Annotated in this window: 20 protein-coding genes; 8 read left to right on the top strand and 12 right to left on the bottom strand. The window is 71.1% G+C overall.

Annotated elements, in window-relative coordinates; all coding sequences use genetic code 11:
* Positions 1-61: 61 nt before the first annotated feature.
* Entirely contained in the window at positions 62-622 is a 561-nt protein-coding gene (locus tag D7X96_RS34085; protein ID WP_120553225.1) for an FxsA family protein, read from the bottom strand.
* Positions 623-655: 33 nt separating this feature from the next.
* Positions 656-1,147 carry a hypothetical protein gene (locus D7X96_RS34090; RefSeq protein ID WP_120553226.1) on the bottom strand — a complete coding sequence of 164 codons (492 nt, stop codon included), beginning with the start codon at positions 1,145-1,147 and terminating at the stop codon, positions 656-658.
* A 121-nt stretch (positions 1,148-1,268) separates the two neighbouring features.
* On the opposite strand from D7X96_RS34090, the gene D7X96_RS34095 reads away from it, so the two are divergent.
* The 3 genes from D7X96_RS34095 (at position 1,269) to D7X96_RS34105 (ending at position 4,327) form a co-directional block, all read left to right on the top strand.
* The gene (locus D7X96_RS34095) at positions 1,269-2,582 is read left to right on the top strand and encodes a class I SAM-dependent rRNA methyltransferase (protein ID WP_208647419.1); all 1,314 of its coding nucleotides are present in this window, start codon (positions 1,269-1,271) and stop codon (positions 2,580-2,582) included.
* A 64-nt stretch (positions 2,583-2,646) separates the two neighbouring features.
* Entirely contained in the window at positions 2,647-3,141 is a 495-nt protein-coding gene (locus D7X96_RS34100) for a YkgJ family cysteine cluster protein (RefSeq protein WP_121771626.1), read from the top strand.
* 73 nt (positions 3,142-3,214) lie between these two features.
* Complete coding sequence (locus D7X96_RS34105) at positions 3,215-4,327, top strand: glycerate kinase (RefSeq protein ID WP_121725468.1); 1,113 nt, start codon at positions 3,215-3,217, stop codon at positions 4,325-4,327.
* Here D7X96_RS34105 and D7X96_RS34110 read toward each other — a convergent pair whose 3' ends face one another.
* Together D7X96_RS34110 and D7X96_RS34115 are read right to left on the bottom strand one after the other, a co-directional pair.
* The gene (locus D7X96_RS34110; protein WP_121725469.1) at positions 4,328-5,299 is read right to left on the bottom strand and encodes a nicotinamidase; all 972 of its coding nucleotides are present in this window, start codon (positions 5,297-5,299) and stop codon (positions 4,328-4,330) included.
* A 46-nt stretch (positions 5,300-5,345) separates the two neighbouring features.
* Complete coding sequence (locus D7X96_RS34115) at positions 5,346-6,791, bottom strand: nicotinate phosphoribosyltransferase (protein WP_120551989.1); 1,446 nt, start codon at positions 6,789-6,791, stop codon at positions 5,346-5,348.
* Between the two features lie 146 nt (positions 6,792-6,937).
* On the opposite strand from D7X96_RS34115, the gene D7X96_RS34120 reads away from it, so the two are divergent.
* On the top strand, positions 6,938-7,609 hold the full coding sequence (locus tag D7X96_RS34120; protein WP_121771627.1) for an MmcQ/YjbR family DNA-binding protein: 672 nt from the start codon (positions 6,938-6,940) through the stop codon (positions 7,607-7,609).
* Between the two features lie 82 nt (positions 7,610-7,691).
* On the opposite strand, the gene D7X96_RS34125 is transcribed toward D7X96_RS34120, so the two are convergent.
* Genes D7X96_RS34125 through epmA form a run of 3 tightly spaced genes read right to left on the bottom strand, consistent with a single transcriptional unit; the run spans position 7,692 to position 10,164 of the window.
* Entirely contained in the window at positions 7,692-8,417 is a 726-nt protein-coding gene (locus D7X96_RS34125; RefSeq protein WP_120551991.1) for an inorganic pyrophosphatase, read from the bottom strand.
* Positions 8,414-9,151, bottom strand: a complete 738-nt coding sequence (locus D7X96_RS34130; protein ID WP_244219823.1) for a lysophospholipid acyltransferase family protein — start codon at positions 9,149-9,151, stop codon at positions 8,414-8,416. Before D7X96_RS34130 ends, D7X96_RS34125 begins: the two co-directional genes overlap by 4 nt.
* The gene (epmA, locus tag D7X96_RS34135) at positions 9,151-10,164 is read right to left on the bottom strand and encodes an EF-P lysine aminoacylase EpmA (protein WP_121771629.1); all 1,014 of its coding nucleotides are present in this window, start codon (positions 10,162-10,164) and stop codon (positions 9,151-9,153) included. Before epmA ends, D7X96_RS34130 begins: the two co-directional genes overlap by 1 nt.
* Before the next feature lie 29 nt (positions 10,165-10,193).
* On the opposite strand from epmA, the gene D7X96_RS34140 reads away from it, so the two are divergent.
* Both D7X96_RS34140 and D7X96_RS34145 read left to right on the top strand, forming a co-directional pair.
* The gene (locus D7X96_RS34140) at positions 10,194-11,927 is read left to right on the top strand and encodes a chromosome segregation protein SMC (protein ID WP_121771630.1); all 1,734 of its coding nucleotides are present in this window, start codon (positions 10,194-10,196) and stop codon (positions 11,925-11,927) included.
* Positions 11,928-11,978: 51 nt separating this feature from the next.
* On the top strand, positions 11,979-12,521 hold the full coding sequence (locus D7X96_RS34145; RefSeq protein ID WP_120551995.1) for an FHA domain-containing protein: 543 nt from the start codon (positions 11,979-11,981) through the stop codon (positions 12,519-12,521).
* 70 nt (positions 12,522-12,591) lie between these two features.
* On the opposite strand, the gene D7X96_RS34150 is transcribed toward D7X96_RS34145, so the two are convergent.
* From D7X96_RS34150 to D7X96_RS34165, 4 genes are all read right to left on the bottom strand, one after another.
* Positions 12,592-13,638 carry an SPFH domain-containing protein gene (locus tag D7X96_RS34150; protein ID WP_120551996.1) on the bottom strand — a complete coding sequence of 349 codons (1,047 nt, stop codon included), beginning with the start codon at positions 13,636-13,638 and terminating at the stop codon, positions 12,592-12,594.
* Positions 13,639-13,835: 197 nt separating this feature from the next.
* Positions 13,836-14,636, bottom strand: coding sequence for an ABC transporter permease subunit (locus D7X96_RS34155; protein WP_120551997.1), 801 nt, complete (start codon positions 14,634-14,636; stop codon positions 13,836-13,838).
* Between the two features lie 2 nt (positions 14,637-14,638).
* Positions 14,639-15,598, bottom strand: coding sequence for an ABC transporter ATP-binding protein (locus D7X96_RS34160; RefSeq protein WP_208647420.1), 960 nt, complete (start codon positions 15,596-15,598; stop codon positions 14,639-14,641).
* Positions 15,595-17,907: an ArnT family glycosyltransferase gene (locus D7X96_RS34165; protein WP_121771634.1), complete on the bottom strand. Its 2,313-nt coding sequence runs from the start codon at positions 17,905-17,907 to the stop codon at positions 15,595-15,597. The genes D7X96_RS34160 and D7X96_RS34165 overlap by 4 nt, the downstream gene beginning before the upstream one ends.
* A gap of 290 nt (positions 17,908-18,197) precedes the next feature.
* Between D7X96_RS34165 and D7X96_RS34170 the strand changes: the two genes are divergently transcribed.
* Together D7X96_RS34170 and D7X96_RS34175 are read left to right on the top strand one after the other, a co-directional pair.
* On the top strand, positions 18,198-19,475 hold the full coding sequence (locus D7X96_RS34170; protein WP_121771631.1) for a hypothetical protein: 1,278 nt from the start codon (positions 18,198-18,200) through the stop codon (positions 19,473-19,475).
* An 8-nt stretch (positions 19,476-19,483) separates the two neighbouring features.
* Positions 19,484-20,341: a hypothetical protein gene (locus D7X96_RS34175; protein ID WP_121771632.1), complete on the top strand. Its 858-nt coding sequence runs from the start codon at positions 19,484-19,486 to the stop codon at positions 20,339-20,341.
* Between the two features lie 16 nt (positions 20,342-20,357).
* Here the strand turns inward: D7X96_RS34175 and D7X96_RS34180 are convergent, their stop codons facing one another.
* Positions 20,358-20,990 (bottom strand): tetratricopeptide repeat protein, encoded by a 633-nt coding sequence (locus D7X96_RS34180; RefSeq protein ID WP_208647421.1) that lies wholly within the window; start codon positions 20,988-20,990, stop codon positions 20,358-20,360.
* Positions 20,991-21,129: the final 139 nt, after the last annotated feature.

Below are 21,129 nucleotides of genomic sequence, written 5' to 3' on the forward strand. Positions count from 1 at the left end.
CCCATGCCCACCCCCACGCCCGTGACGCCGCGCTGGAACGGCTCACCCCAGCGCGTGCCCGCTACCCCCGGGGTTCCTCGTCGCTGGTGAACTCCGCGTCCACCTCGCCGCCCTCGCTCCGGGGGCGGCGGAAGGTGGAGGAGCCGTCTTCCGAGGGCTCCACCTTCGCGGCCGGCTCCTGCGAGTCGAAGCGCCGGGCGTCCAGGAACGGATCCTCGCCCGGAACGGGCCCGACCTGCGTGAAGCGCACGGAGCCTGACATCAGCGTCTGCTCCAGCGAGCGCCGCACCCGCGCCGTCACCACGCGGCGCACCGGCGGCACCATCAGCAGGAGCCCCATCACGTCGGAGATGAACCCCGGCGCGATGAGCAGCGCTCCGCCCACCAGCACCAGCACGCCGTTGAGCAGGCCCTCCTCGGGCACGCCGCCCCCGCCCATGGCCTCGCGCCAGTTGCGGAAGACCTTCTCGCCCTGCTTCCGGGCGATGAGGCTCCCCAGCACGGCGGAGGCCGCCAGGAGGCCCAGCGTGGCCCCCAATCCGATGTGGTGCCCCAGGGTGATGAGCAGGTACAGCTCCGCCAGGGGCAACAGGATGCAGACGATGACGAGGGCCTTGAGCACGGGGGCACGTTAACGCCAGATTCACTCCCGCGCTCACTCCCCGTTCAGTTGCTCCATCAGGTAGCGCATCACGAAGAAGAGGATGGCGAAGCCGCCCACCGCGAAGAGCACCAGCCGCGTGCTCAGCGACATGCGCTCGGGCGGCAGGCCCAGCCTGTCCACCCGCGCGGCCCGGTCCATCGCCTCCTCCAGGCCGGGGGTGATCTCCATGGGCTTCGCGGTGCGCCGGTAGTGCTCCGTGCGCAGGTACTGCTCCACCACCCGCTCCGTGGCCGAGCCCGAGAGGACCTCTCCCAGCTGCGGGTCGAACAGCCGGAGCTGGGCCTTGTGGGCCAGGCCGGCGGCCTCCACCAGGACCTCGCGGATGAGCTCCTCGCGGTCCTCCAGCGGCACGCGCAGCTCCGTGCCCACCACCCGCTTGCCGTCGTGGAGGGGCAGCACCTCCACGGTGCCCACCCCCAGGTCCCACTCGCGCACGCCGTCCGGACGGACGGTCCCCGGGCGTGCGGCCAGGAGGGCGTCCACCCGGGCCGGGTCATAGGGGGCGCCTGGGGTTCGCGCCTGAAGGACCAACTCGTAACTCACGCGGGTTGCGAGTATACGCCGCGCGGTCTCCTTCAGCCTCTTTGCCTCCGGGAATGCCTCGATGAAGCCCACCTCTCCCCCTCGCACCGGCCGGCCCGGCTCCCCTCCCCCCGGTCGCGGCGGCAAGCCCGGCGCCCGCCCGGAGAAGCACGGCCAGCGCCCGGAGAAGCTCCGCCCGGACCGCACGTCCCCGGAGCTGGGCCCGGACGGCACGCCCCAGGTGATGCTCCTGCGCCGGGGCTCCGACCGGTGGCTCGCGGGCCCGCCGTGGATCTACCGCGCGGACCTGAACGGCGACCCCGGCCTCCAGGGCGGTGAAGTGGTGCGCGTGGTGGACGGCCGGGGCTGGTTCCTGGGCAAGGCCTTCTATTCGAAGCAGTCGAAGATCTCCCTGCGCTGGCTCACCAACGACGACGTCGCGGTGGACGTGGACTTCTTCCGCCAGCGCCTCCAGTCCGCCGAAGCGCTGCGCAAGCTGGCGCTGCCGGGTGAGACGACGTACCGGCTGGTGCACGGCGAGGCGGACGGCCTGCCCGGGCTCGTGGTGGACCGCTACGGCGACTACCTCAGCGTGCAGTTCCTGGTCCCCGCCATGGAGCAGCGCAAGGCGCTCATCGCGGACCTGCTGGAGGAGCAGTTCCACCCCAAGGGCATCGTCAACCGCTCCGACGTGAGCGTGCGCCACCTGGAGGGCCTGCTCCCGGAGAAGGGGCTCCTGCGAGGCGCGCTGCCGCCAGGCCCCGTGTCCTTCGACGAAGGCCTGGTGCGCATGCGCGCGGACCTGCTGGAAGGCCAGAAGACGGGCGCGTTCCTGGACCAGCGCGAGAACCACGTGATGGCGGCGCAGTACGCCTTCGGCGAGGCGCTGGACTGCTTCAGCTACGTGGGCGGGTTCGCGCTCCAGCTGGCCACGCGCGCGAAGCAGGTCACGGCGGTGGAGATCTCCGAGTCCGCCTCCGCGCAGCTGCGCGAGAACGCCCAGTCCAACAAGCTCACCAACCTGGAGGTGGTGACGGCCAACGCGTTCGACTTCATGCGCGACGCGGTGGACGAGGGCAAGCGCTACGACACCATCGTGATTGATCCGCCCTCCTTCGCGAAGAACAAGGACGCGATCCCGGCGGCGCTGCGCGGCTACAAGGAGCTCAACCTGCGCGCCTTCCAGCTGTTGCGCCCCGGCGGCATCCTGGTGACCGCGAGCTGCACGTACCACGTGGATGAGCAGGCCTTCGAGGAGATGCTCGCCTCCGCGGCGTCGGACGCGAAGCGCCGGGTGCAGATCATCGAGCGCCGGGGCGCGGGCCGGGACCACCCCGTCCTCCTCAACCTGCGCGAGACGCGCTACCTCAAATGTTTCGTCCTGCGCATGCTGTGAGATAGGGTGGGACCCATCCAGGGGGTCCATCCATCGGCCCCCGACGTGCGGGAACGGTTGAGGCATGGCACGCCGGGATTGGGACGACGCAGACGAAGAGGCCCCCGCGTCCGGTACGCGGGCATTGGAGCGCGCCCTCCAGGAGACGCGCACCGTCTACCGGCAGGCGGACGAGGCGTACGCCCCGTATTCGTGCCCGGCGAGCGGTGAGTGCTGCCAGCTGGCGGTGACGAAGCGCCAGCCCTGGCTGTGGCTCCCGGAGTGGGAGCTGCTCAAGCGCAGCAAGCCCCTTCCGCCCCCCAGGGCCGACGGCGGCTGTCCCTACCTGGACGCGGCGGGCCTGCGCTGCACCGTGTACGCGGACCGGCCGTTCGGCTGCCGCACCTTCTTCTGTCAGCGCATCCAGGGCCCCGCGCGCCAGCCGTCGGAGGAGGTCTCCAGGCTGCTCCTGCGGTTGGAGCGGATTTCACAGCGCGTGATGCCGTCACTGCGAGGGCCACGTCCCCTCCTGGAATGGTATGCGGGGGTCAGTACCGCCCCGGCCCGGGAGGAACCATGAAGTCCATGCCGCAGACGTGGTGGCAGAGCGCCCACCCGAGTCCCGCCATGTCCACGCCCGTGGGTGCTCGCGCATGATTCCCCCCCGTTGGTTGATCGCGCCCCAGGAGTTCAAGGGCACCCTGACCGCGGCCGAGGCCGCGGAGGCCATGGCGGAGGGGCTGCGGGAGGCCTCGCTGGACGTGGTGCTGGACGTGGCGCCGCTCGCGGACGGAGGGCCGGGCACGCTCGACGCGTTGCTCGCGGGCTCGAAGGGCGAGCGGCTGCCGCTCACCGTGCGCGGCCCCATGGGCACGCCCGTGGAGGCCTGCTGGGCGCGGCTGGATGATGGGCGCACGGCGGTGGTGGAGATGGCGCAGGCCTCGGGGCTCGCGCGGGTCCCCCCGGAGCAGCGGGACGCGCGCGCCGCGTGCACGCACGGCACGGGAGAGCTGATGCGCGCGGCGCTGGACTCGGGCTGCGAGCGGCTCATCGTCGGCCTGGGCGGCAGCGCCACCACGGATGGCGGCAAGGGCGCGCTGGAGGCGCTGGGCTTCCGCTTCCTGGACGCGGACGGCGCGCCGCTACCTCCGGGTGGAGCGAGCCTCGCCAGGCTTTCGCGCGTGGATGCGAGCGGCAGACACCCGCGCCTGGAACAGGTGGAGCTGCTCATCGCCACGGACGTGACGTCACCGCTTCTGGGAAACGACGGCGCCGCGCGCCTCTTCGGTCCGCAGAAGGGCGCGGACGCGGTGGCGGTGGAGGAGCTGGAGGCGGCACTGGCCACCTTCTGCCGCATCGTCGACGAGGGCACCGCCAACCTCCCCGGCGCGGGCGCGGCGGGAGGCCTGGGCTACGGGCTCGCGGCGCTCGGGGGTGGGAAGCTCACCTCCGGGTATGTCCTGGTGGCGCGGGCGCTGGGTCTGGACAGGCGGGTGCTGCTCGCGGACCTGGTGCTCACGGGCGAGGGGCGCTTCGACCGGCAGACGTCCATGGGCAAGGGCCCCGTGGCGCTCGCGAGGCTGGCGCGCGCGCAGGGCACGCACGTGGTGCTCTTCGCGGGGGTCGTGCAGCGGGACAACAGACCGGACCTGTCCCTCTTCCAGGAGGTGGTGGAACTGAACGCACAGGCCCGCCCCGGCGCCACCGCCCGGGAGACGCTGCGCGAGGCCACCACCCGGTGGGCGCTCGCGCACCTGGGCCGGTAGCTACGGCGCGATCGGATCCGTCGTGCGCACCACGCGCATCCCGGCGGCCTTGAAGCCCTCCAGCGCCTCCTTCGCCACGCGGGGGAAGTCCAGCGCCGCGGGCAGCGGCTTCAACGGAGGCGCGGGCACGGGGCTCATCGCGTCCTCCAGGATGTGGATGCGCTGGAGCTTCGACGTGTCCGTGCGCTCCAGGTACTGCTGCAAGTCCCTCAGCGTGGACATCACGCAGTGCGAGCTGGCCTGACCGAAGACGTACACGCGGTCGAACGACATGAGGTGCTCCATCAGCCGCGCGTTGAACTCACCCACGCGCTGCCCCTTCACCTCCGTCACCTCCGGCGCCATCACGGAGTAGTTCTCCGTCAGCGGGTGCTCGCCCTTCAGCTCGAAGTGCGTGGGCGTGTCCCGCACCAGCGCGTGGAAGAGGCTCGCCTCGTACATCGCCGGCACCAGCGCGTGGCTCTGCCCGCCCAGGAGCGCGTGGTACGGCCAGATGGTCAGCACGTACCGGCCGCTCGCCTCCAGCCCCTCGCAGTACGCCAGGCTCTCCTCCGGGTGGCGCGTCGCCCGCCAGCGGCCCTCCCGCACGTCCTTCGCGGTGATGACCGTCATGGGCGCGGGCGGACGGCCCTCCGCGTCCCTCCACCAGCCGGGATGGAAGATTTGGAAGGCCCGGTGCGTGTCCAGGGAGAACACCAGCCCCGTCAGCCGCTCCAGGTTCGCGTACAGCCAGCGCAGCGTGCGCTGCGTGTCCTCCACCGCGCCCGGGACGAAGAGGCTCGCGCCCGGCGTGCAGAAGGCCACCTGCGCGTCGATGCCGAACGCCGCGATGCGGAGTGTGTCCTCGCGGGCCGGACGCACGCGGTGCTCGGCGGCGTAGCGCCAGGCCTCCTCGGAGACCTCCGCCACGCGCTCCAGGTAGAGCTGGCCGACGCGGGCTTCGTCGTGGAACCGGGGCAGGGGCAGCGGCATGACGTCCTCTCCAGGCCCGCATGGGCCGCCGCGCCTTGTCCTGCGGTCAGCGGCCCTGCGGGAAGTGGCGCCGGGTGAGGGACTCCACCAGCGCCTGCGTGGTGGCAGTGTACCCGATGCGCTGCTCCTCCGGCGTGAGGCCTTCGGTGCCCACCAGCGACGGCGCGGACGGGGCCGAGTCCATCAGCGGGAAGTACCCCTGGGGCGTCGCCTCCCCCGCCTGCCCCACCAGCCCCAGCGGCCCGGAGCCCGTGCGGCGGCGGAAGAGCACCGGCGTGCCCGGCACGCTCTGCTTGCCCTCCGCCAGCTCGTTGCCGAACTTCATCACCGGCGTCGCGCCCGAGCACGACAGCTTGTAGATGGCCGCCACCCGGTCGCGCGTCAGCGCATGGGGCATGGTGCGCGCCACGATGTGGCCGCCGTAGCCGTAGAACTGCGTCGTCGGCTCCCAGCCCACCTGCTTGCGCAGCTCCTCGAACTCGCGCGTCGCCTGCGCGTCCAGGCCGTCCTCCAGGATGATGACCGGCTTGATGCCCAGGTCGCGCGCGCGCGTCACCGCGTAGAGGTACTGGAGCTTCTTGTTCCCGGAGTCGAACCGGATGGAGTCCCCACCCTGCGGGTCCTCCGAGATGAGCTTGAACGCCGCCGGGATGCCCGACGTCAGCGTGTCGAAGGTGTCCAAGAGGTAGCTGGAGCGCTGCGGCCGGCGCTCGTGCATCGCGCGGTAGGCCGCGTCGTCGGAGCCGTAGCGCTGCACGTGCTCATGGCCCATGGTGCCCACGGGAATCATGCCCAGCACGCGCGCGCCCTCCACGTTGCTCGTGCGCTGCACGCCCGCCTCCTGGCACGCGCGCAGGGCCAGCTCGTGCTGCTCCAGACACGTCGCCGCGCGCAGGCCCACCTCGAAGATGCGCGAGGGGTCCTCGACGATGTCCACCAGCTCCTTCACCTGCGCCCGCACGCGCCGCACGTAGCCTTCCGTGTCCACCTGGATGGACACGGCCCGCACGCCCACCTGGTCCAACGTCTCCAGGGCGATGCGCTTCTCCTCCTCGCACGTCACCGTGGCCAGCGTCCGGGCCAGCGCCTCGCGGTCCTGCAGCGCCTGCGTGGCCACCTGCACGCGGTAGTTGAGCTGCAGCAGCATCGGCTCCAGCCAGGACACCAGCGCGGAGGGGCCGGTAATCGTCAGGATGGGCTCGCGCGGCAGGAACAGCGAGCCCCTGGGAATCGCGCGCACGGACAGCTGCGCCTTGCGCAGGATGGCCGCCTTGAAGCCCACGCCCATCTCGTAGTCGTGCCGGGCGAGGAACGCGTAGTCCTCTGGCTGCGGGTCCGGCAGCAGCGCCTTCACCCACGCCTCCAGGTCCAGCGGCATCACCTGGGGCCCGCCCTTGCGGTGCGAGTAGTAGAACGTTTCCTTCCGCAGGGGCCAGCCGGCCTCCGCCATGCTGAACTTGTAGCCATCCGTGGCGAGCAGCGACTGGGGCATCGGGAGACGACTCCTTATCGTTGACCCCGAGACTAAGCGCGCCCCCCATCCCGTACCTAGGGCCAAGGTCTCCGACACATTGGGGAATACGCTGGACGCGACAGGTGCGGTTAAGCTGTCGCGACCCACAACGAAGCCAGGTGCCCATGCCCGCAGAGAACGAGACGCAGAAGGTCGAAGCGGTACTGCGCGAACATGCGCTGAGCTATCCCGGCGCCCACGAGGACTTTCCCTGGGGCCACCGCGCGATGAAGGTCAACGACAAGACCTTCCTCTTCATGACCGTCGACGGCGAGAAGCTGAACCTCTCCGCCAAGCTGCCCGACTCCAAGGACGCCGCCCTCACGCTGCCCTTCACCGAGCCCACCGAGTACGGCCTGGGCAAGAGCGGCTGGGTGACCGCCCACTTCGAGGAGGCCTCGCAGGTGCCGGTGCCCGTCATCAAGGCGTGGATCGACGAGAGCTATCGCGCCATCGCGCCGAAGAAGCTGGTGGAGAAGCTCCCCGCCCGGGGCACCGCCGTCCCCGGCCCCGCCTCGAAGCCGGCCAAGGCCGCCGCGGGCAAGAAGGCCTCCGCTTCCAAGGCCGTGGCCCCGGTGAAGAAGGCCGCCAAGAAGGTCGTGAGCAAGGTGAAGGCCGTGGCCAAGAAGGCCGCCGCCCGCGTGAAGACCGTGGCGAAGAAGGCCACGAAGAAGGCCACGAAGAAGGTCGCCAAGACGGCCTCCGCCGCCAAGGCCAAGACGGCGCGCAAGCCCGCCGCTCCGGCCCGGGGCAAGCGCGCCGCCACGCCCGCGCCCAAGCGCGCCCGCCGTTCTTGAGAGGGAGCGAGGCACGCGGACGGCCCACGCGCTGGAAGGGAGTCCATCCCTTCGCGGCGCGGTGGGACTCCGGGACTCAAGGCTACTTGCCGCTCCGGCTGCCGCGGCCCGTGGGGCCCTTGGCCGCGGACTTGGAAGCCGGGGCCTTCCTGGCCGCGGACTTCTTCGCCGGCTTCGCCTCCGGCTCCACGAACAGCTTGTCGTAGTCGCGCATGCTGCGGCGGATGACCTCCATGGCCTCCTGCCGGTCGTAGACCTCCGCGATCTCGACGCTGCGCTTTCCCTCGCCCGGAATCTGCTTGTAGGTGAGGAAGTAGTGCTTCAGGCGGTCCAGCAGCGGGCGCGGCAGCTGCGCGATGTACTGGAGTTCGCCGTAGACGAGGTCCGACTCCAGCACCGCGATGATCTTGTCGTCGGCCTCGTTGCCGTCGATCATCCGGAAGCCGCCCACGGGCACCGCGTGCACCAGCAGGTTGCCGTTGGAGACGACCTTCTCCGTCAGCACGCAGATGTCGATGGGGTCCCCGTCGCCGTGGATGTCCTTCACGCCGGTGCGCTCCGCGCAGCGCTTCGCCACCTGCTCGCCGCAGTACGTGCGCGGGATGAAGCCGTAGAGCGTGGGGCACTGGCTGCTGAAGCGCTGCGGCCGGTCCAGCATCAGGATGCCGGACTCCTTGTCCATCTCGTACTTCACCGCGTCCGTGGGGACGATCTCGATGTACGCGGTGACGACTTCCGGGGCCTCCGGCCCGGGCGAGATGCCGTGCCAGGGGTGGGCCTGCGACGGGGTCTGGGTGCTCTTCTTCATGGAGTGTCTCCCGAGCGCTCGCGCGCCTCGGCGTACAGCCCGGCCACCGCTTCTTCCAGGCGGCGGGTAAGGGTATCCCGGTCAGCCAACGTCAGTCCCTCGGTGGGCACGGGCTTGCCCACCACCAACGCCACCCGCTGGCCCCACTGGATGGCCCGGCCCCCCTTGGGGAGGATGAGCCTTGTGCCGGACACGGCCAGGGGCACCACGGGGACCTGCGCCTGGATGGCCAGCGTGGCGGCGCCCTTCTTGAAGGGCCGCAGCTGACCGTCCGGGCTGCGCGTGCCCTCCGCGTAGAACAGCACGCTGACGCGCTCGCGCAGCGCCATGACGGCCTCCTGGAGCCGGGCCCGGTCATCCGCGCCGCCGGTGCGCTGCACGGGGATGTTGCCCGCGACGCGCATGGCCCGGCCGAACACGGGGACCTTGAAGAGCTCCGCCTTGGCGACGTAGCGCGTGTGCTTGTCGATGTGCGCGAAGTTCACCAGCGCGTCGAAGTGCGACTGGTGGTTGCTCACGAAGACGACGTTGCCCTCGCGCGGGATGTTCTCCAGGCCATGGGCCTCATGGCGAACGCCCGCGGACGCCAGGCCGGAGAGCGCCCACGCGCGCAGCACCTTGTCCGCCGCCGGGTGCTGATCCAGCTCCGACAGCACCGTGATGGTCGCGGCCGCGACGCCCGTGAGGCTCACCGTGGCCGTGCCGGAGAACACCGTCTGGAGCACCTTGAGCATCAGACGAACCCGTGCGCGGGGAACAGGAGGACGTCCTCGATGCGCTGGACCCCGAGCAGCAGCATCAGGATTCGGTCGAGCCCCACGGCGATGCCCGCGGACGGCGGCATGCGGCCCACCGCCTCCAGGAAGCGCTCGTCCAGGGGATACACGGCGCGGCCCAGCTTGCGGCGCAGCTCCTGCTCCTCCACCAGCCGCGCGCGCTGCTCCACCGCGTCCGTCAATTCAGAGAAGCCGTTCGCCAGCTCCAGCCCCTTCGAGTACAGCTCCACCCGCTCCGCCACGCGCGCGTCGCCGGGCTTCAGCCGGGACAGCGCGGCCATGGACGCGGGGTACTCAATGAGGAACGTGGGCCGCTCATGGCCCAGGCCGCGCTCCACCCGCTCCAGGAACAGGTGGAAGAAGACGTCGTCGAAGGACGTGGAGCTCCCGGTGTGCACGCCAATGGCCTCCGCCGCCCGCTTGAGCGACGCGCCGTCCGAGTGCACGTGGATGTCCACGCCCGTGGCCCGCAGGACGGCGTCCCGCACCGTCACGCGCTCATACGGGGTGCGCGTGAAGAAGGCGGGATCCGCGCCGGCTTCCCCCTCCTTCGCGTCCGCCGCCGCGCGGCCCGCCGCCACCAGCGCGCCCTCCAGGTCGTCCATGATGGCGTGGTAGTCCGCGTGCGGCCGGTAGAACTCCAGCAGCGAGAACTCCGGGTTGTGCGTCTGGGAGACCTCGCCGTTGCGGAAGACCTTGCAGATTTGAAACAGCGGCCCGGCCCCTTGAGCGAGCAGGCGCTTCATCGCGTACTCGGGGCTGGTGTGCAGGTAGAGCGTGCGCGCCTTGCCCAGGTCCGTCTCCGGGACGAAGGGCGTCTCGAAGGCGGAGATGTACGGCTCCATGCCGGGGGTGGGCACGAGCAGCGGCGTCTCAACTTCCAGGTATCCCTGGCTTGCGAAGAACTGGCGCAGGGCGGAGTAGAGGCCCTGGCGTCCTCGGGCCGCCCGCCATGGGTTTACGTTGGGCATCGGCAGGTCGGAAGTAACATGGGCGGCCCATGTCCCCAAGGATTCCATCCCTCCTCGCCGCCGCCGTGTGTTTGCTGAGCGCCTGTCACAAGGCGCCGCCCCCGGTGGTGCCCCCCCCTCCCAACGAGGAAGAGCAGCTGACCGGAGAGGTGAATGCCCTCTCCAAGGAGTCCGCCCTCCTGCTGGAGGAACAGCACCGGCTCGTGTGGGACTACTGGACGGAGGGCAAGGCGGTGGACATCGCCGCCACCTACAGTGGCAAGCAGGACCTGTTCAGCCTGGAGAACCTGCGCCGCATCGACCGGCTCCGGCACCTGACCAAGGACCCGCGTGAATTGCGCGCCCTCACCGCGCTGCACGGCCACTTCGCCGGTGAGTTCCTGGCGCGGGAGCTGGCCGAGCACAACGACGCCACCGCCAACCTGGAGGCCTCCCTCAAGCTGAGCGTGGACGGGCGCGAGGTGCGCTACCACGACCTGGAGCGGCTGCTCGCCAACGAGAAGAGCGCCCTCAAGCGCAAGGCGCTCTACGCCGCGGCCACGCCCGCGCTCACCCGCCTCAACCAGACGCTGCTGCGCCGCGAGGCGCGCACCAACGAGCTGGTGAAGCAGATGGGCTTCGAGTCCTACGAGGCCTTCGGCAGCGAGCTGCGCCAGGCGGACCTGGAGCGGCTGGCGCAGCTGGCGGAAGAGGTGCTCCAGGCCACGCAGGAGCCGTACCGGCTGGTGATGGAGCGGCTCTCCCAGCGCGAGCTGGGGCTGCCCTTCGCGCAGATTACGCGCGCGGACATCCCGCGCCTGTTCCGCTCGCGCGAGGTGGAGGACGCCTTCCCCAAGGGCGAATCGCTGGCGAAGGCGCAGGCCACCGTGGCGGGGCTGGGCATCGACCTGAACGCGCTGCCCAACGTGAAGGTGGACGCGCGCGACCTGCCGCGGAAGAACCCGCGTCCCCTGGCCATGGCGGTGAAGGTGCCGTCCGACGTGCGGCTGTCCTTCAAGCCGGGCACGGGCGTGCTGCACCAGGGGCGCGTGCTGCATGAGATGGGGCACCTGCTGCACACGGCCTTCACGCAGGAGCCCCGCTTCGAGCTGGCGCGGCTGGGCAACCCCACCGTGGGCGAGGCGTACTCGGCGCTCTTCGAGGACCTGCTGGAGGACCCGGTGTGGCTGGAGGAGAACGCGGGCGTGCTGGGGGACGCGGACAAGCGCGCCCAGTACCTGGCGGCCTCCAGCGCGCACAAGCTGTACCTCATCCGCCACGCGGCGGGCCGGCTGCTCTACCAGCTGGAGCTGCACCGCCGCACGGACGTGGATCCGCGCGAGCTCTACCGGGCCCTGATGGCGCGCACCGGCGCCATGCCCATGACGGCGGACGACGTGGAGCGCTACCTCGTGGACCAGGAGGACTTCTACCAGTCCGCGGACAGCTTCCGGGCGTGGTTCCTGGCCGGGCAGCTCCAGGGCCAGCTGAAGGCGCGCTTCGGTCCCGCGTGGTGGCACGCGCCGGAGGCCGGTGCGTTCCTCAAGGAGCTCTGGGCCCGGGGCGCCGCGCCCTCCGCGCGCGAGCTGACGCAGGCCATCGGTGAGAACGGGCTGGCGCCGGACGTGCTGCTGTTGCGGCTGAGCACCACGCTCCAGGTGCCCATGAAGCTGGACCTGCGCCGGCTGGACGACACGCCCGCGCCCCCTGCGGCTCCGGCCAAGACGCCGGCCTCGTCGGTGCCGCAGATGCCCCGCGCCGACGCCACGCCCCTGGCCTCGTAGGCACGCGCGGCCCCTTCCCGTCCCCACCCATTGCACGTAGGGTCCCAAGCCATGGTGTCCGTGAAACAGCTCCGTCCCTTCGCGAGCGCCTCGCTGGAGTCCTTCCGCTCCGCGTCCGGCGCGATTGCCCTCATCCAGCAGCCCGTGGACGCGGCCTTCAAGGCCGTGGTGGCCTCCGGCATGGTGGGCCTGCGCACGGTGGGGATGGCGCACCGCTCGCGCATGGAGGAGCGGCTGCTCGCCATGCTGCGCGACTTCGACAACCTGGAGGTGCACTTCCTCGAGCCGAACCAGGACGGCGAGGAGTTCACCGTGGGCCGCACCGACGCGTGCGACCTCATCATCCCCGAGCCCTCCGTGTCCCAGCACCACGCCACCCTGCGCTGGAACGCGGGCGCCGGGGACTTCGCCGTGCGCGACGCCCAGTCCATGAACGGCACCTTCATCAACGGCGCGCCCCTGGCCTTCAAGGCCCAGGTGATGCTCCACGACGGCGCCACGCTGGCCTTCGGCGACGTGCAGTTCCTCTACCTGCGCGCGGAGACGCTGCACGAACACCTGCGCCTCGCCGTACCCGGCGCGAAGGCGCCCTGAAGAAATACGAAGGCCCCGCCTCCCACCTCGGGAGACAGGGCCCTCTCGTTGAGTCAGCGCGTCAGCGGGACTACAGCAGCTTCATCAGCTCCGCTCGCTTGGCGGCGTACTCCTCGTCGGAGAGCACGCCCGCGTCCTTCAGCTCCTTGATCTCCTTGAGCCGCTGCGCCGGGCTGCGCGTGTCCGCCGGAGCGGCCGCCTGCGCGGGCTCCGCGGGGCGCTGCTGCTGCTGCTGGTTCTGCTGGTTGGCGAACATCTGCGCCATGCCGAACCCCATGCCCATGCCCATGCCCTGCATGGCGCCGTCGGATCCGCCGCCGCCCTTGGCCATGCCCTCGGACGCGCCGAGCATCGCCTGGCCCTGCGCGTACTGCTGGAAGCCGCCGGCCAGCCGCGAGTACGCCACGTCCTTGGACAGCTTCTTCAGCGTGACTTCGTCCTCGGGCTTGATGCTGACGACGAAGTTGCCCATGCGGACGATGGTGAGGCCGTAGGAGTCCACGTGCGGCTTGAGGCCGGCGAGGATCTCCTGCTCCATCTCCTCCACGTAGGCGCCGCTCGTCACGTCCAGCAGCGGCCACTTCTTCTTCACCAGCAGCTCGGCGGTGCGGTCGCGCGTCACCTTGAGCACCTGGCCCTTGAACCAGCCCAGGAACTCCTCGTTGGTGGCACGGCCCATGCCGACCAGGCCCACCACCAGCTTCTCCGGCTCCGTCACGCGGATGGAGAAGTCGCCGTACACCATGGTGCCGATGCCCAGGCCCGTCTCCGGGTCGCGCACGTCACCGATGGGGCCGCCGAACTTCACGCCCGTGTGCTCGCGGTTGGAGACGAAGAAGATCTCCGCCATGAACATGTTGCCGCCGGTGAAGCCCTCCAGCAGGCGGGACAGGAACGGGATGTTGTTGGTGTCCAGCGTGTGGCGGCCGGGCCCCAGCTTCCCCTCCACCTTGCCGTCCTTGACGAACAGCGCCACCTCATCCGCGTCCACGGTGAGCTGCGTCTTCATCCGGACGTTCTTCTCCGGATACTTGTAGACGATCTCACCCTTCGCGCTGTCCGCGCGGGCGATGAAGTTCCGCTGCGCCTCGCCCTTGATGCTGTCGAAGATCCCCATGTCTGTTTCAGCGCCTCCGTGGCCGCGTGGGCGGCAGGTCTTCAAAGCTCCGTAACCCCAACCCCTAAATGCGGGGCCGCCGGGGCGAAAGCGCCATCGCGCTCCCCCCTGCGTCCTCCGCCGGAACATAACAGCTTCACGGGCGCCTGCCCGTCCGGCCGGCCCCCTGGCAGTCCACTCCCCAACCCGCCAGTGACTCAACCCCAGCGGCTGACCAGACGTTCCCGGTCCAGGAGGCGGATGCTGGCCACCAGCAGGATGAAGTCCAGCACCAGCACCACCGCGCCCTGGATGGCGTAGTAGCCCAGGCCCGCCTTGAGCACACCGGCCACCTGGCCGCCCACCAGTCCCACCAGGGGCAGCACCACCAGCGCGGACAGCTGCTGCGCCATGCGCGCCTCGTTCACGCGCGCGGAGATGAGCACCGCGACGCCGTTGCCGAAGAAGGCGAACAGCGGCGCCAGCACGAACACGCCAAAGCCCCACAGCGTGTTGGGCATCAGCGGCGCGCCCACCAGCGGCCAGGCCACCCAGTCCACGCCCACGCAGAACAGGATGAAGGCGGCCCAGGTGAGCACCACCGCGGGCACCAGCGCGGCCAGGCACTTGCCCGCCACCAGCTCCGCCGCGGACACGGGCGAGGCGAGCAGCGGCTCCAGCGTGCGGCGCTCCTTCTCCCCCGCCACGCTCTGGGACGCGATGAGGATGGGGATGAAGACGGGCATCACCAGGAAGATGCCGAACCAGTCGGTGAGCGACTTGTCGATGAGGAAGCGCGCCGCGCTCGCGCCCAGGGGCAGCGTGGGGTCGTAGAAGAGCGCCACCGTGCGCAGGTCCGCGTGGTCCGGCTGCCGCACGTACGTCCACACCATGCCAATGGGCACCGCCACCATCACCAGCGGCAGCACCGCCATGGACACGAGCAGGCCCACGTTCTTGCGCAGGTCCAGCCAGTCCTTCCAGAACACCGCCATCGCGCGCCGCGGCCGGAAGGCCATGCTCACGTCTCCTCTTTGCGCAGCAGGTCCAGGTACACCTCTTCCAGCGGGCGCTGCGAGGGCACCACGCTGTGCACGCGTGCGCCCTGCCCCACCAGGCACGCCACCACGTCCGGCGCCTGGGCCTCCTCCGCCACCATCACCCGCAGGCGGCCGCCCTCCACCAGCACGTTGGGCTTGAAGGGCAGCGCCGTCAGCCGGGGCACGAACGCCGCCGCGTCACCCTCCACGCGCACGTCCAGCGACTGCCCCGCGCGGCGCAATTCGCGCACCGGGCCCAGCGCCAGCAGGCGGCGGCGCACCACGGCCACGCGCTCGCACAGCCGCTCCACCTCCGACAGGTTGTGCGAGCACAGCACGATGGTGCGCCCCTCGGAGGCCAGCTCCGCCACCGCGTCGCGCACGGTGCGCGCGGACTCCGGATCCAGGCCGCTGGTGGGCTCGTCCAGGAAGATGACGCGCGGGTCGTGCACCAGCGTGCGCACGATGGCCAGCTTCTGGCGCATGCCCTTGCTGAAGCTGCCGCATGGGTCGTCCTCGCGGCCGCCCAGCCCGAAGCGGTCCAGATAGTGCTTCGCGCGGGACCACGCGACGGACTCATCCAGCTCATGCAGCTTCATGAAGAAGCGCAGGTTCTCCCGGGCGGTGAGCCGGTCGTAGAGCCCGGGCTGTTCGGTGAGCAGCCCCACCACCTTGCGCAGCGACTCGCCGTCGTGCGTGACGGAGTGGCCCCACACCTCCGCGTCGCCGCTGGAGGGCTTGAGCAGCCCCGTCAGCATGCGCACCGTCGTCGTCTTGCCCGCGCCGTTGGGGCCCAGCAGGCCAAACACCTCGCCGGGCCGCACGTCGAAGGTGAGGTCCTCCACGGCGGTGCGCTCGCCAAAGCGCTTCGCCAGCCCGCGCACGCGCAGGCCTCCCTGCACGGGCGCTTCCGCGCGCGGAGGCGGGACGTAGATGCTCACTCGATGGTCACCAGGACGAACTTGTTGTTGATGTCCCGGTCGATGAGCGTGACGGTCTTGTCGGAGCCCACCGCGTTGCGCAGCAGGTTCACGCGGTTGTGCTCCACCAGCGCCCACTCGCGGCCGGGACGCGACACGTACTGCCGCATGCGCGTGTTGGCGTCGCTGGCGCGGAACTGCTCCACCGTGTTGCGCGAGTAGAACGTCTCACCGCGCCAGTTCATCATGTACGCGGCGATGGGCTCCCCCGGCTTGCGCTGGTCGTAGTAGCGCCAGAACAGGTCGCGCTGCGTCCAGTGGTGGGACAGGTCCACCCAGTGACCCCAGTTGAACCAGAGCGCGAACGCCGCGGCCAGGCCCCAGAAGGTGCTGAAAAGGAGCACGCGCGAGCGCTGCAGCGCGGCCACCGCCGCCAGCACGCCGGCCACGCCGAACGCGAAGCCCATGCCCACCTTCACATTGATGGTGCCGGACAGCGCCTTGAACAGCGAATCCGCCGCGGGCGGGCCCCGGAAGCCGCGCACCGCCAGCGCCACGCCCACCAGCGCCAGGGCAAAGCCCACCACCTGGAGCACCGTGCGCCCCGGCGCCTCCTCCGGCCGCGACGCCTGCCAGATGAGGAAGCCCGAAACCGCCAGCAGCGCCACGCCCCACAGCCCCATCGCGGACACCTGCCCCTGCGACGCGACAGCGGCCAGCGTGGCCCCGCCGGTGAGCAGCAGGCCCAGCGCGATGGCGCGTCCGGCGGCCGGGCGCTCCGTCTTCACCTTGGAGGAGAACGCGTCGAAGGCCAGGTACACGCCGAAGGCCAGGAGCACCAGCGTCACCAGGTCGCCCATCCACAGCGGGCGCGAGGAGAAGAACGCCATGGGCTTGGTGATGAGGTCCTGCGGGTAGGGCCGGTCGTAGTTGTAGACGAACAGGTCCGTGAAGTCCTTGGGGTTCTCCGCCAGGTCCTTGCCCACCAGGATGAAGAGCACCAGGCCGAAGATGAGGCTCACGGCGTGCTCGTGGATGCCGTCCTTCCACAGCCGGTCCACGAACAGCGCGATGAGGATGGCCAGGCCCGGCAGGATGGGGAACACGTAGTGGTGGAACTTCGTGGCGCTGGAGGCCAGCAGGTAGAACGCGAACGCCACCCACAGCACGGCGATGAGCGCCAGGTGGTCCGCCTTGTCCCGCGAGCGCAGCTTGAGGCGCGACACCACCGCGAACGCGCCGGGCAAGAGGGCCACCCACGGGAAGATGGCGAAGCCGCCCTGCTCGATGAAGTAGGTGAACGACCCGCCCGGCGTGGTGGTGTGCACGCCCGCGGTGAGGCGGTTCAGGTGGTCGTGGATGAAGAAGCGGTACCAGAACAGCTTGCCCTCGTCGTCCACGCCGTCGAAGAGGCACAGCGTCAGGTACCAGGGCACCGCCACCGCCGCGAACACGAGGATGCCCGTGCCCAGCTTCATCCGGTACATCTGCGCCCACAGCACGGGCATGGTCCGCGTGCCCGCGCGCACCTGGGCGCGGACCTCGCCGTTGAAGAGCCAGCGCAGGTGGGCCTCCAGGCTCTCGCGGTTCCACGGGATGACGGCGGCCACCGCGTACAGCACCAGGATGACCGCGGGCAGGCCCACGCCCAACAGGCCCTTGGCCAGCGAGGCCAGGCCCGCGAAGACGTAGAACGCGTACCACCAGCCCGCGCGGTGCTTCGTGGTGTCATCCAGCTGCCCGATGAGCGCGCACGCCATGGCGCACACGAACGTGGTGACGAAGGGCGTGTCGGTGACGGTCTGCCGGGTGAGCAGGAAGTACAGCGGCATGGTGGCCAGCACGAAGCCGGTGGCCAGGCCCGCGCGCATGCTCACGATGCGCGCCACCGCCAGCGACAGGAGCGCCACTGCGGTGATGCTCAGGATGGCGAAGGGCATGCGCATGCCCCACTCCGTGTAGAGGCCCATGGCGCCGTCGCCCCGGAGCGCGCCGACGATGTTCATCCCCAGCGCCTGCATCCACATGGTGAGCGGCGGCTTGGAGAAGAACCACGCGTTCTCCCAGAAGGGATAGACGTAGTCGCTGCGCTGGATCATCTGCCGGCCCACTTCGCCGTAGTGCGTCTCCCAGGGGTCCCACAGGCCGACCGCGCCCAGGTAGGGCACGAAGAGCAGCGCCGCGAAGCCCGCGGTCGCCAGGACGACGCGGGTGGTGAGGGACAGGGCCAGCCACCGCTTCGCCCATGAAGACGTCAGGGTGTCCTCACCGAGGATGGCCTCGGTGAAGGTGGATTCCCCCTGCGGGTTCTTTTCGCCGTCGCTTGCCACGCGCGCGTGCTCCTTCGTCGTCCGGGACGGCCCCACATGCACCCCATGGGACCGGGGGGCTTATACCCCCGCCATCCCCGCCGGTCGACCGACCTGGAAGGGGATGCGTCGTTCTCGCGTCACCACGATGCACAGGGGCTGTGCAGGCGCCTGCACAGCCGCACGGGCAAGTCCGCGAAAGGCCGTCCTCCAGCCAGGGGGCACGGGGCTTGTAGAGGCCCCCCGTCACGAAGCCCGAGCACGTGGCCGGAACGCGGCGGGCCGCTCGACGCTCGACACGAGGAGCAGTGATGCTGGTTTCAGCGGTGACCCTGGGATGTGCCCTGCTGCTCGGGCAGGTGGAGGAGCCGGAGGCTTCAGCCGAAGCGCCAGTAGAACAGGCGCCGGAACCGCCCGCGGAGCCGGAGCCGTGGGACTTCCAGATGGCCGTTCCGACCGCCGCGTCTCCCCGGTTCCCCTACGACGGCGTCCAAATACGGTGCCTTGCCCTGCCGCCCACGCCCGCCGTGCCCTCCGGGCAGTGGCGCGCGCGCTGCGACGACGCGAAGAAGGAGTGCCTGGTGTCGCCCGCCCAGGTGCTGGACTCCCAGGGACATGAGACCGACCAGCCCCTGCCGCGGGCGGACTGGTGCGTGTCGCGCGTGATGACTCCGGAGACGACGCGCCAGTACCGCCTGGTGCCCGCCATCGCGGAGGCGCCGCCCGGCTGGTACCGCGACGAGCGCGGACGGGTGCTCCAGTACAACTTCGATCTGCACCGGCGCGTCTACGTGGGCGGAGCCTGGGCGCCGCGCTGGCTGCGCGAGACGGACCGCCTGGACGAGCGCGCGCGGGTGGACTTTGGCGTGGAGCTGGAGTGGCCGGAGAAGCCTGACCGGCTGCACCGGATGACGCTCCTGGACACGGAGCTGTACCTAGGGGACGCGCCTTCGTATGACGCCACGCTCCTGCGCTATGACTTCCGCAGTCAGAACAACGCGCCGCTCTTCCGGGTGACGACGTTCTACGGCCGCCCCCGGCGCTTCGACGTCTACGCCAACCTGGGCTTCTGGATGGAGGTGCTTCACGGTGAGCAGGTGCGCCGCGAGGACGTGCACGCGGACTTCCTCAACGTGGCCGCGACGCACGTGACGCTGGACCTGTGGCACTCGGAGGACCTCGTGTCCTACGTGCGCGTGCGCGCCGGTCCGTCCCTGGAGCGCGACCGGACGAACGGCTTCTACACCCTGGTTCCGGCGGCGGTGCTGGAGGGGGACTTCACGTTGGACCGGGACGGCTTCCACCACGTGCGCTTCGGCGCGGAGGCCCAGAAGGTCCTGCTCGCCGAGTCCGTGGAGGGCCGGCCCCTGCGTCCGGAGCGGCTGCGGCTGCGCGCGGGCTACGAGTTCATCCTGCTGGCCATCAACGACCAGCCCGTGAGCGTGACGCTGGACGGACGCGGGACGTGGCGTGACGACGTGGCGAACGCGCCCGCGGGCTGGGAGTGGTCCGCGCAGGCCGGACTGCGCTTCTCCCTGTGGGCCCCGGCCAGACGGTCCGCGCCGGTGTCCGCCCCCGGGAAGGGCTAGGGCCGGCGATGGTGGCGCTCGCGCTGGCATTGCTCCTGGGCACCGTGCCCGGCCTGTCCTGCACGGGCCGCACGGAGGCCGGGGAGAGGTTCCCCACCTGCTTCGACCCCGGCACCGGCTGGGTGCTGGGCACGCAACTGCGCGTGCAGGACGACGCGGAGGCCCTGGCCCTGCGCACGGGGTTCCTCGTCCGCTCGGCGCGCTCCAGCGGCAGCAAGGCGGACTCGCTGTGGTTCGATTCGCACCGGCTGCTCATGACGGAGGCCTGGGGTGGCGAGCGGAAGGGGCTGACCTTCACCGCGTATGACGGGCTGCTGCGCAGACACGTGGAGGAGGGGTCGCTGCTCGTCACCATCGGCCGGCCCCGGCGCATCCCCTTCCCGTTCGACGTGGCCCTCGCGGCTCGCGCGGCGCACCTGGAGCGGCGCGTCTGGGAGGGGCCCGGGTGGACGCTGGAGACGGGCCGCGTGGGGCTCCTGCTGGATCCGCTCCGCACGAACACGGAGGGGGCCTGGCTGGCCGTGGGCCCCGCCGCGAGCCATGCCCTGCGGCACGCACCGGACGGCACGCAAAACGAGGTGTCTCCGTTCACGTCCCTGCTGCTCGACGCGGGCTGGGAGACGCGGGATGGCCGGTGGGCCCTGCGCGCGACGGGGCTCGCGGGCTGGAGCTTCGACTTCGACGGCGGCTCGCACTTCCGGGCGCGCGGCGAGGTCGCGCTGGAGCACGTGGTCCTCGCCGTCAACGACGCGCCGGTGCTCGTGCGGCTCACGGCCACGGGCATCAAGAACGACGCGGGCCTCTTCCGGCGCGACGAGGGGATGCTGGGCGCGGGGCTCGCGGTGCGCCCGTTCGGAGAGCGCTGAGGCTCGCGTGCGGGGCTTAAGGCCCCGGAGCCTCGACCGCGGCCTTCAAGGCGCCCTCGGCCGCTCGCAGCCGCGGGTCCCGGGGGGCCACGCGGCGCGCCTCCTCCAGACGCCGGAGCGCTCCGGCGGTGTCCCCCTGGGCCAGCGCGCAGCGCACGCCCGCCTCCAGCGCGCCCGTGTCGGACGGCCCGTACACCCGGGCCTCCTCCGCCGCGTGACAGCCCGCATCCACCTGCCCGGATTCGAAGTACGCGCGGGCCAGCTCCACGCGCGTGTCGACCTGAGTGGGAGCCAGCCGCACCGCCGACGACAGCGGCTCCACCGCGTCCGCCGCCAGCCCCCACCGCCGCAACGCATGGCCCAGCTCCCGCAGCGGCCCCGCCACGCCCGGCACCAGCAGCGCCCGGGCCCGGGCGACCCGCAGGCTCGCGGGCTCGTCGAAGCGCACGTCCGCCGTCATCCGCTCCACCACCCGCGCGTAGGCCGGATAGGCCCCCGGCCAGGTGAAGACGAGCCGGTACACCCACTCTCCGCGCGGCACGAACCACGCCACCAGGAGCGTCCGGCCCCCCACCCCCTCCAGCTCCGCGCGGATCCGCTGCGCGGGACGGCCTCCCAGGGACGCGGGCTCCACGCCGCCCGTGGACACGGTGCGCCCCTCCGGCCCCGCCCGGCCCGGCACCAGCGACTCGGCCAGGAAGAGCCGGGCCTGCGCCGAGCCGTCCCCGGGCTCCCCCGCCTCGATGGCCTCCGCCGTGAGCCTGTCTCTTATACACCTCTCCGCGCCC

It is taken from the genome of Corallococcus interemptor (assembly GCF_003668875.1).
Taxonomy (GTDB): domain Bacteria; phylum Myxococcota; class Myxococcia; order Myxococcales; family Myxococcaceae; genus Corallococcus; species Corallococcus interemptor.

What these genes read in the sequence shown, in the direction of transcription:
- D7X96_RS34095 (WP_208647419.1), top strand. Translation starts at nt 1,269, where the DNA reads ATGAAGCCCACCTCTCCCCCTCGCACCGGCCGGCCCGGCTCCCCTCCC.
- D7X96_RS34100 (WP_121771626.1), top strand. Translation starts at nt 2,647, where the DNA reads ATGGCACGCCGGGATTGGGACGACGCAGACGAAGAGGCCCCCGCGTCC.
- D7X96_RS34105 (WP_121725468.1), top strand. Translation starts at nt 3,215, where the DNA reads ATGATTCCCCCCCGTTGGTTGATCGCGCCCCAGGAGTTCAAGGGCACC.
- D7X96_RS34110 (WP_121725469.1), bottom strand. Translation starts at nt 5,299, where the DNA reads ATGCCGCTGCCCCTGCCCCGGTTCCACGACGAAGCCCGCGTCGGCCAG.
- D7X96_RS34115 (WP_120551989.1), bottom strand. Translation starts at nt 6,791, where the DNA reads ATGCCCCAGTCGCTGCTCGCCACGGATGGCTACAAGTTCAGCATGGCG.
- D7X96_RS34120 (WP_121771627.1), top strand. Translation starts at nt 6,938, where the DNA reads ATGCCCGCAGAGAACGAGACGCAGAAGGTCGAAGCGGTACTGCGCGAA.
- D7X96_RS34125 (WP_120551991.1), bottom strand. Translation starts at nt 8,417, where the DNA reads ATGAAGAAGAGCACCCAGACCCCGTCGCAGGCCCACCCCTGGCACGGC.
- D7X96_RS34130 (WP_244219823.1), bottom strand. Translation starts at nt 9,151, where the DNA reads ATGCTCAAGGTGCTCCAGACGGTGTTCTCCGGCACGGCCACGGTGAGC.
- epmA (WP_121771629.1), bottom strand. Translation starts at nt 10,164, where the DNA reads ATGCCCAACGTAAACCCATGGCGGGCGGCCCGAGGACGCCAGGGCCTC.
- D7X96_RS34140 (WP_121771630.1), top strand. Translation starts at nt 10,194, where the DNA reads ATGTCCCCAAGGATTCCATCCCTCCTCGCCGCCGCCGTGTGTTTGCTG.
- D7X96_RS34145 (WP_120551995.1), top strand. Translation starts at nt 11,979, where the DNA reads ATGGTGTCCGTGAAACAGCTCCGTCCCTTCGCGAGCGCCTCGCTGGAG.
- D7X96_RS34150 (WP_120551996.1), bottom strand. Translation starts at nt 13,638, where the DNA reads ATGGGGATCTTCGACAGCATCAAGGGCGAGGCGCAGCGGAACTTCATC.
- D7X96_RS34155 (WP_120551997.1), bottom strand. Translation starts at nt 14,636, where the DNA reads ATGGCCTTCCGGCCGCGGCGCGCGATGGCGGTGTTCTGGAAGGACTGG.
- D7X96_RS34170 (WP_121771631.1), top strand. Translation starts at nt 18,198, where the DNA reads ATGCTGGTTTCAGCGGTGACCCTGGGATGTGCCCTGCTGCTCGGGCAG.
- D7X96_RS34175 (WP_121771632.1), top strand. Translation starts at nt 19,484, where the DNA reads ATGGTGGCGCTCGCGCTGGCATTGCTCCTGGGCACCGTGCCCGGCCTG.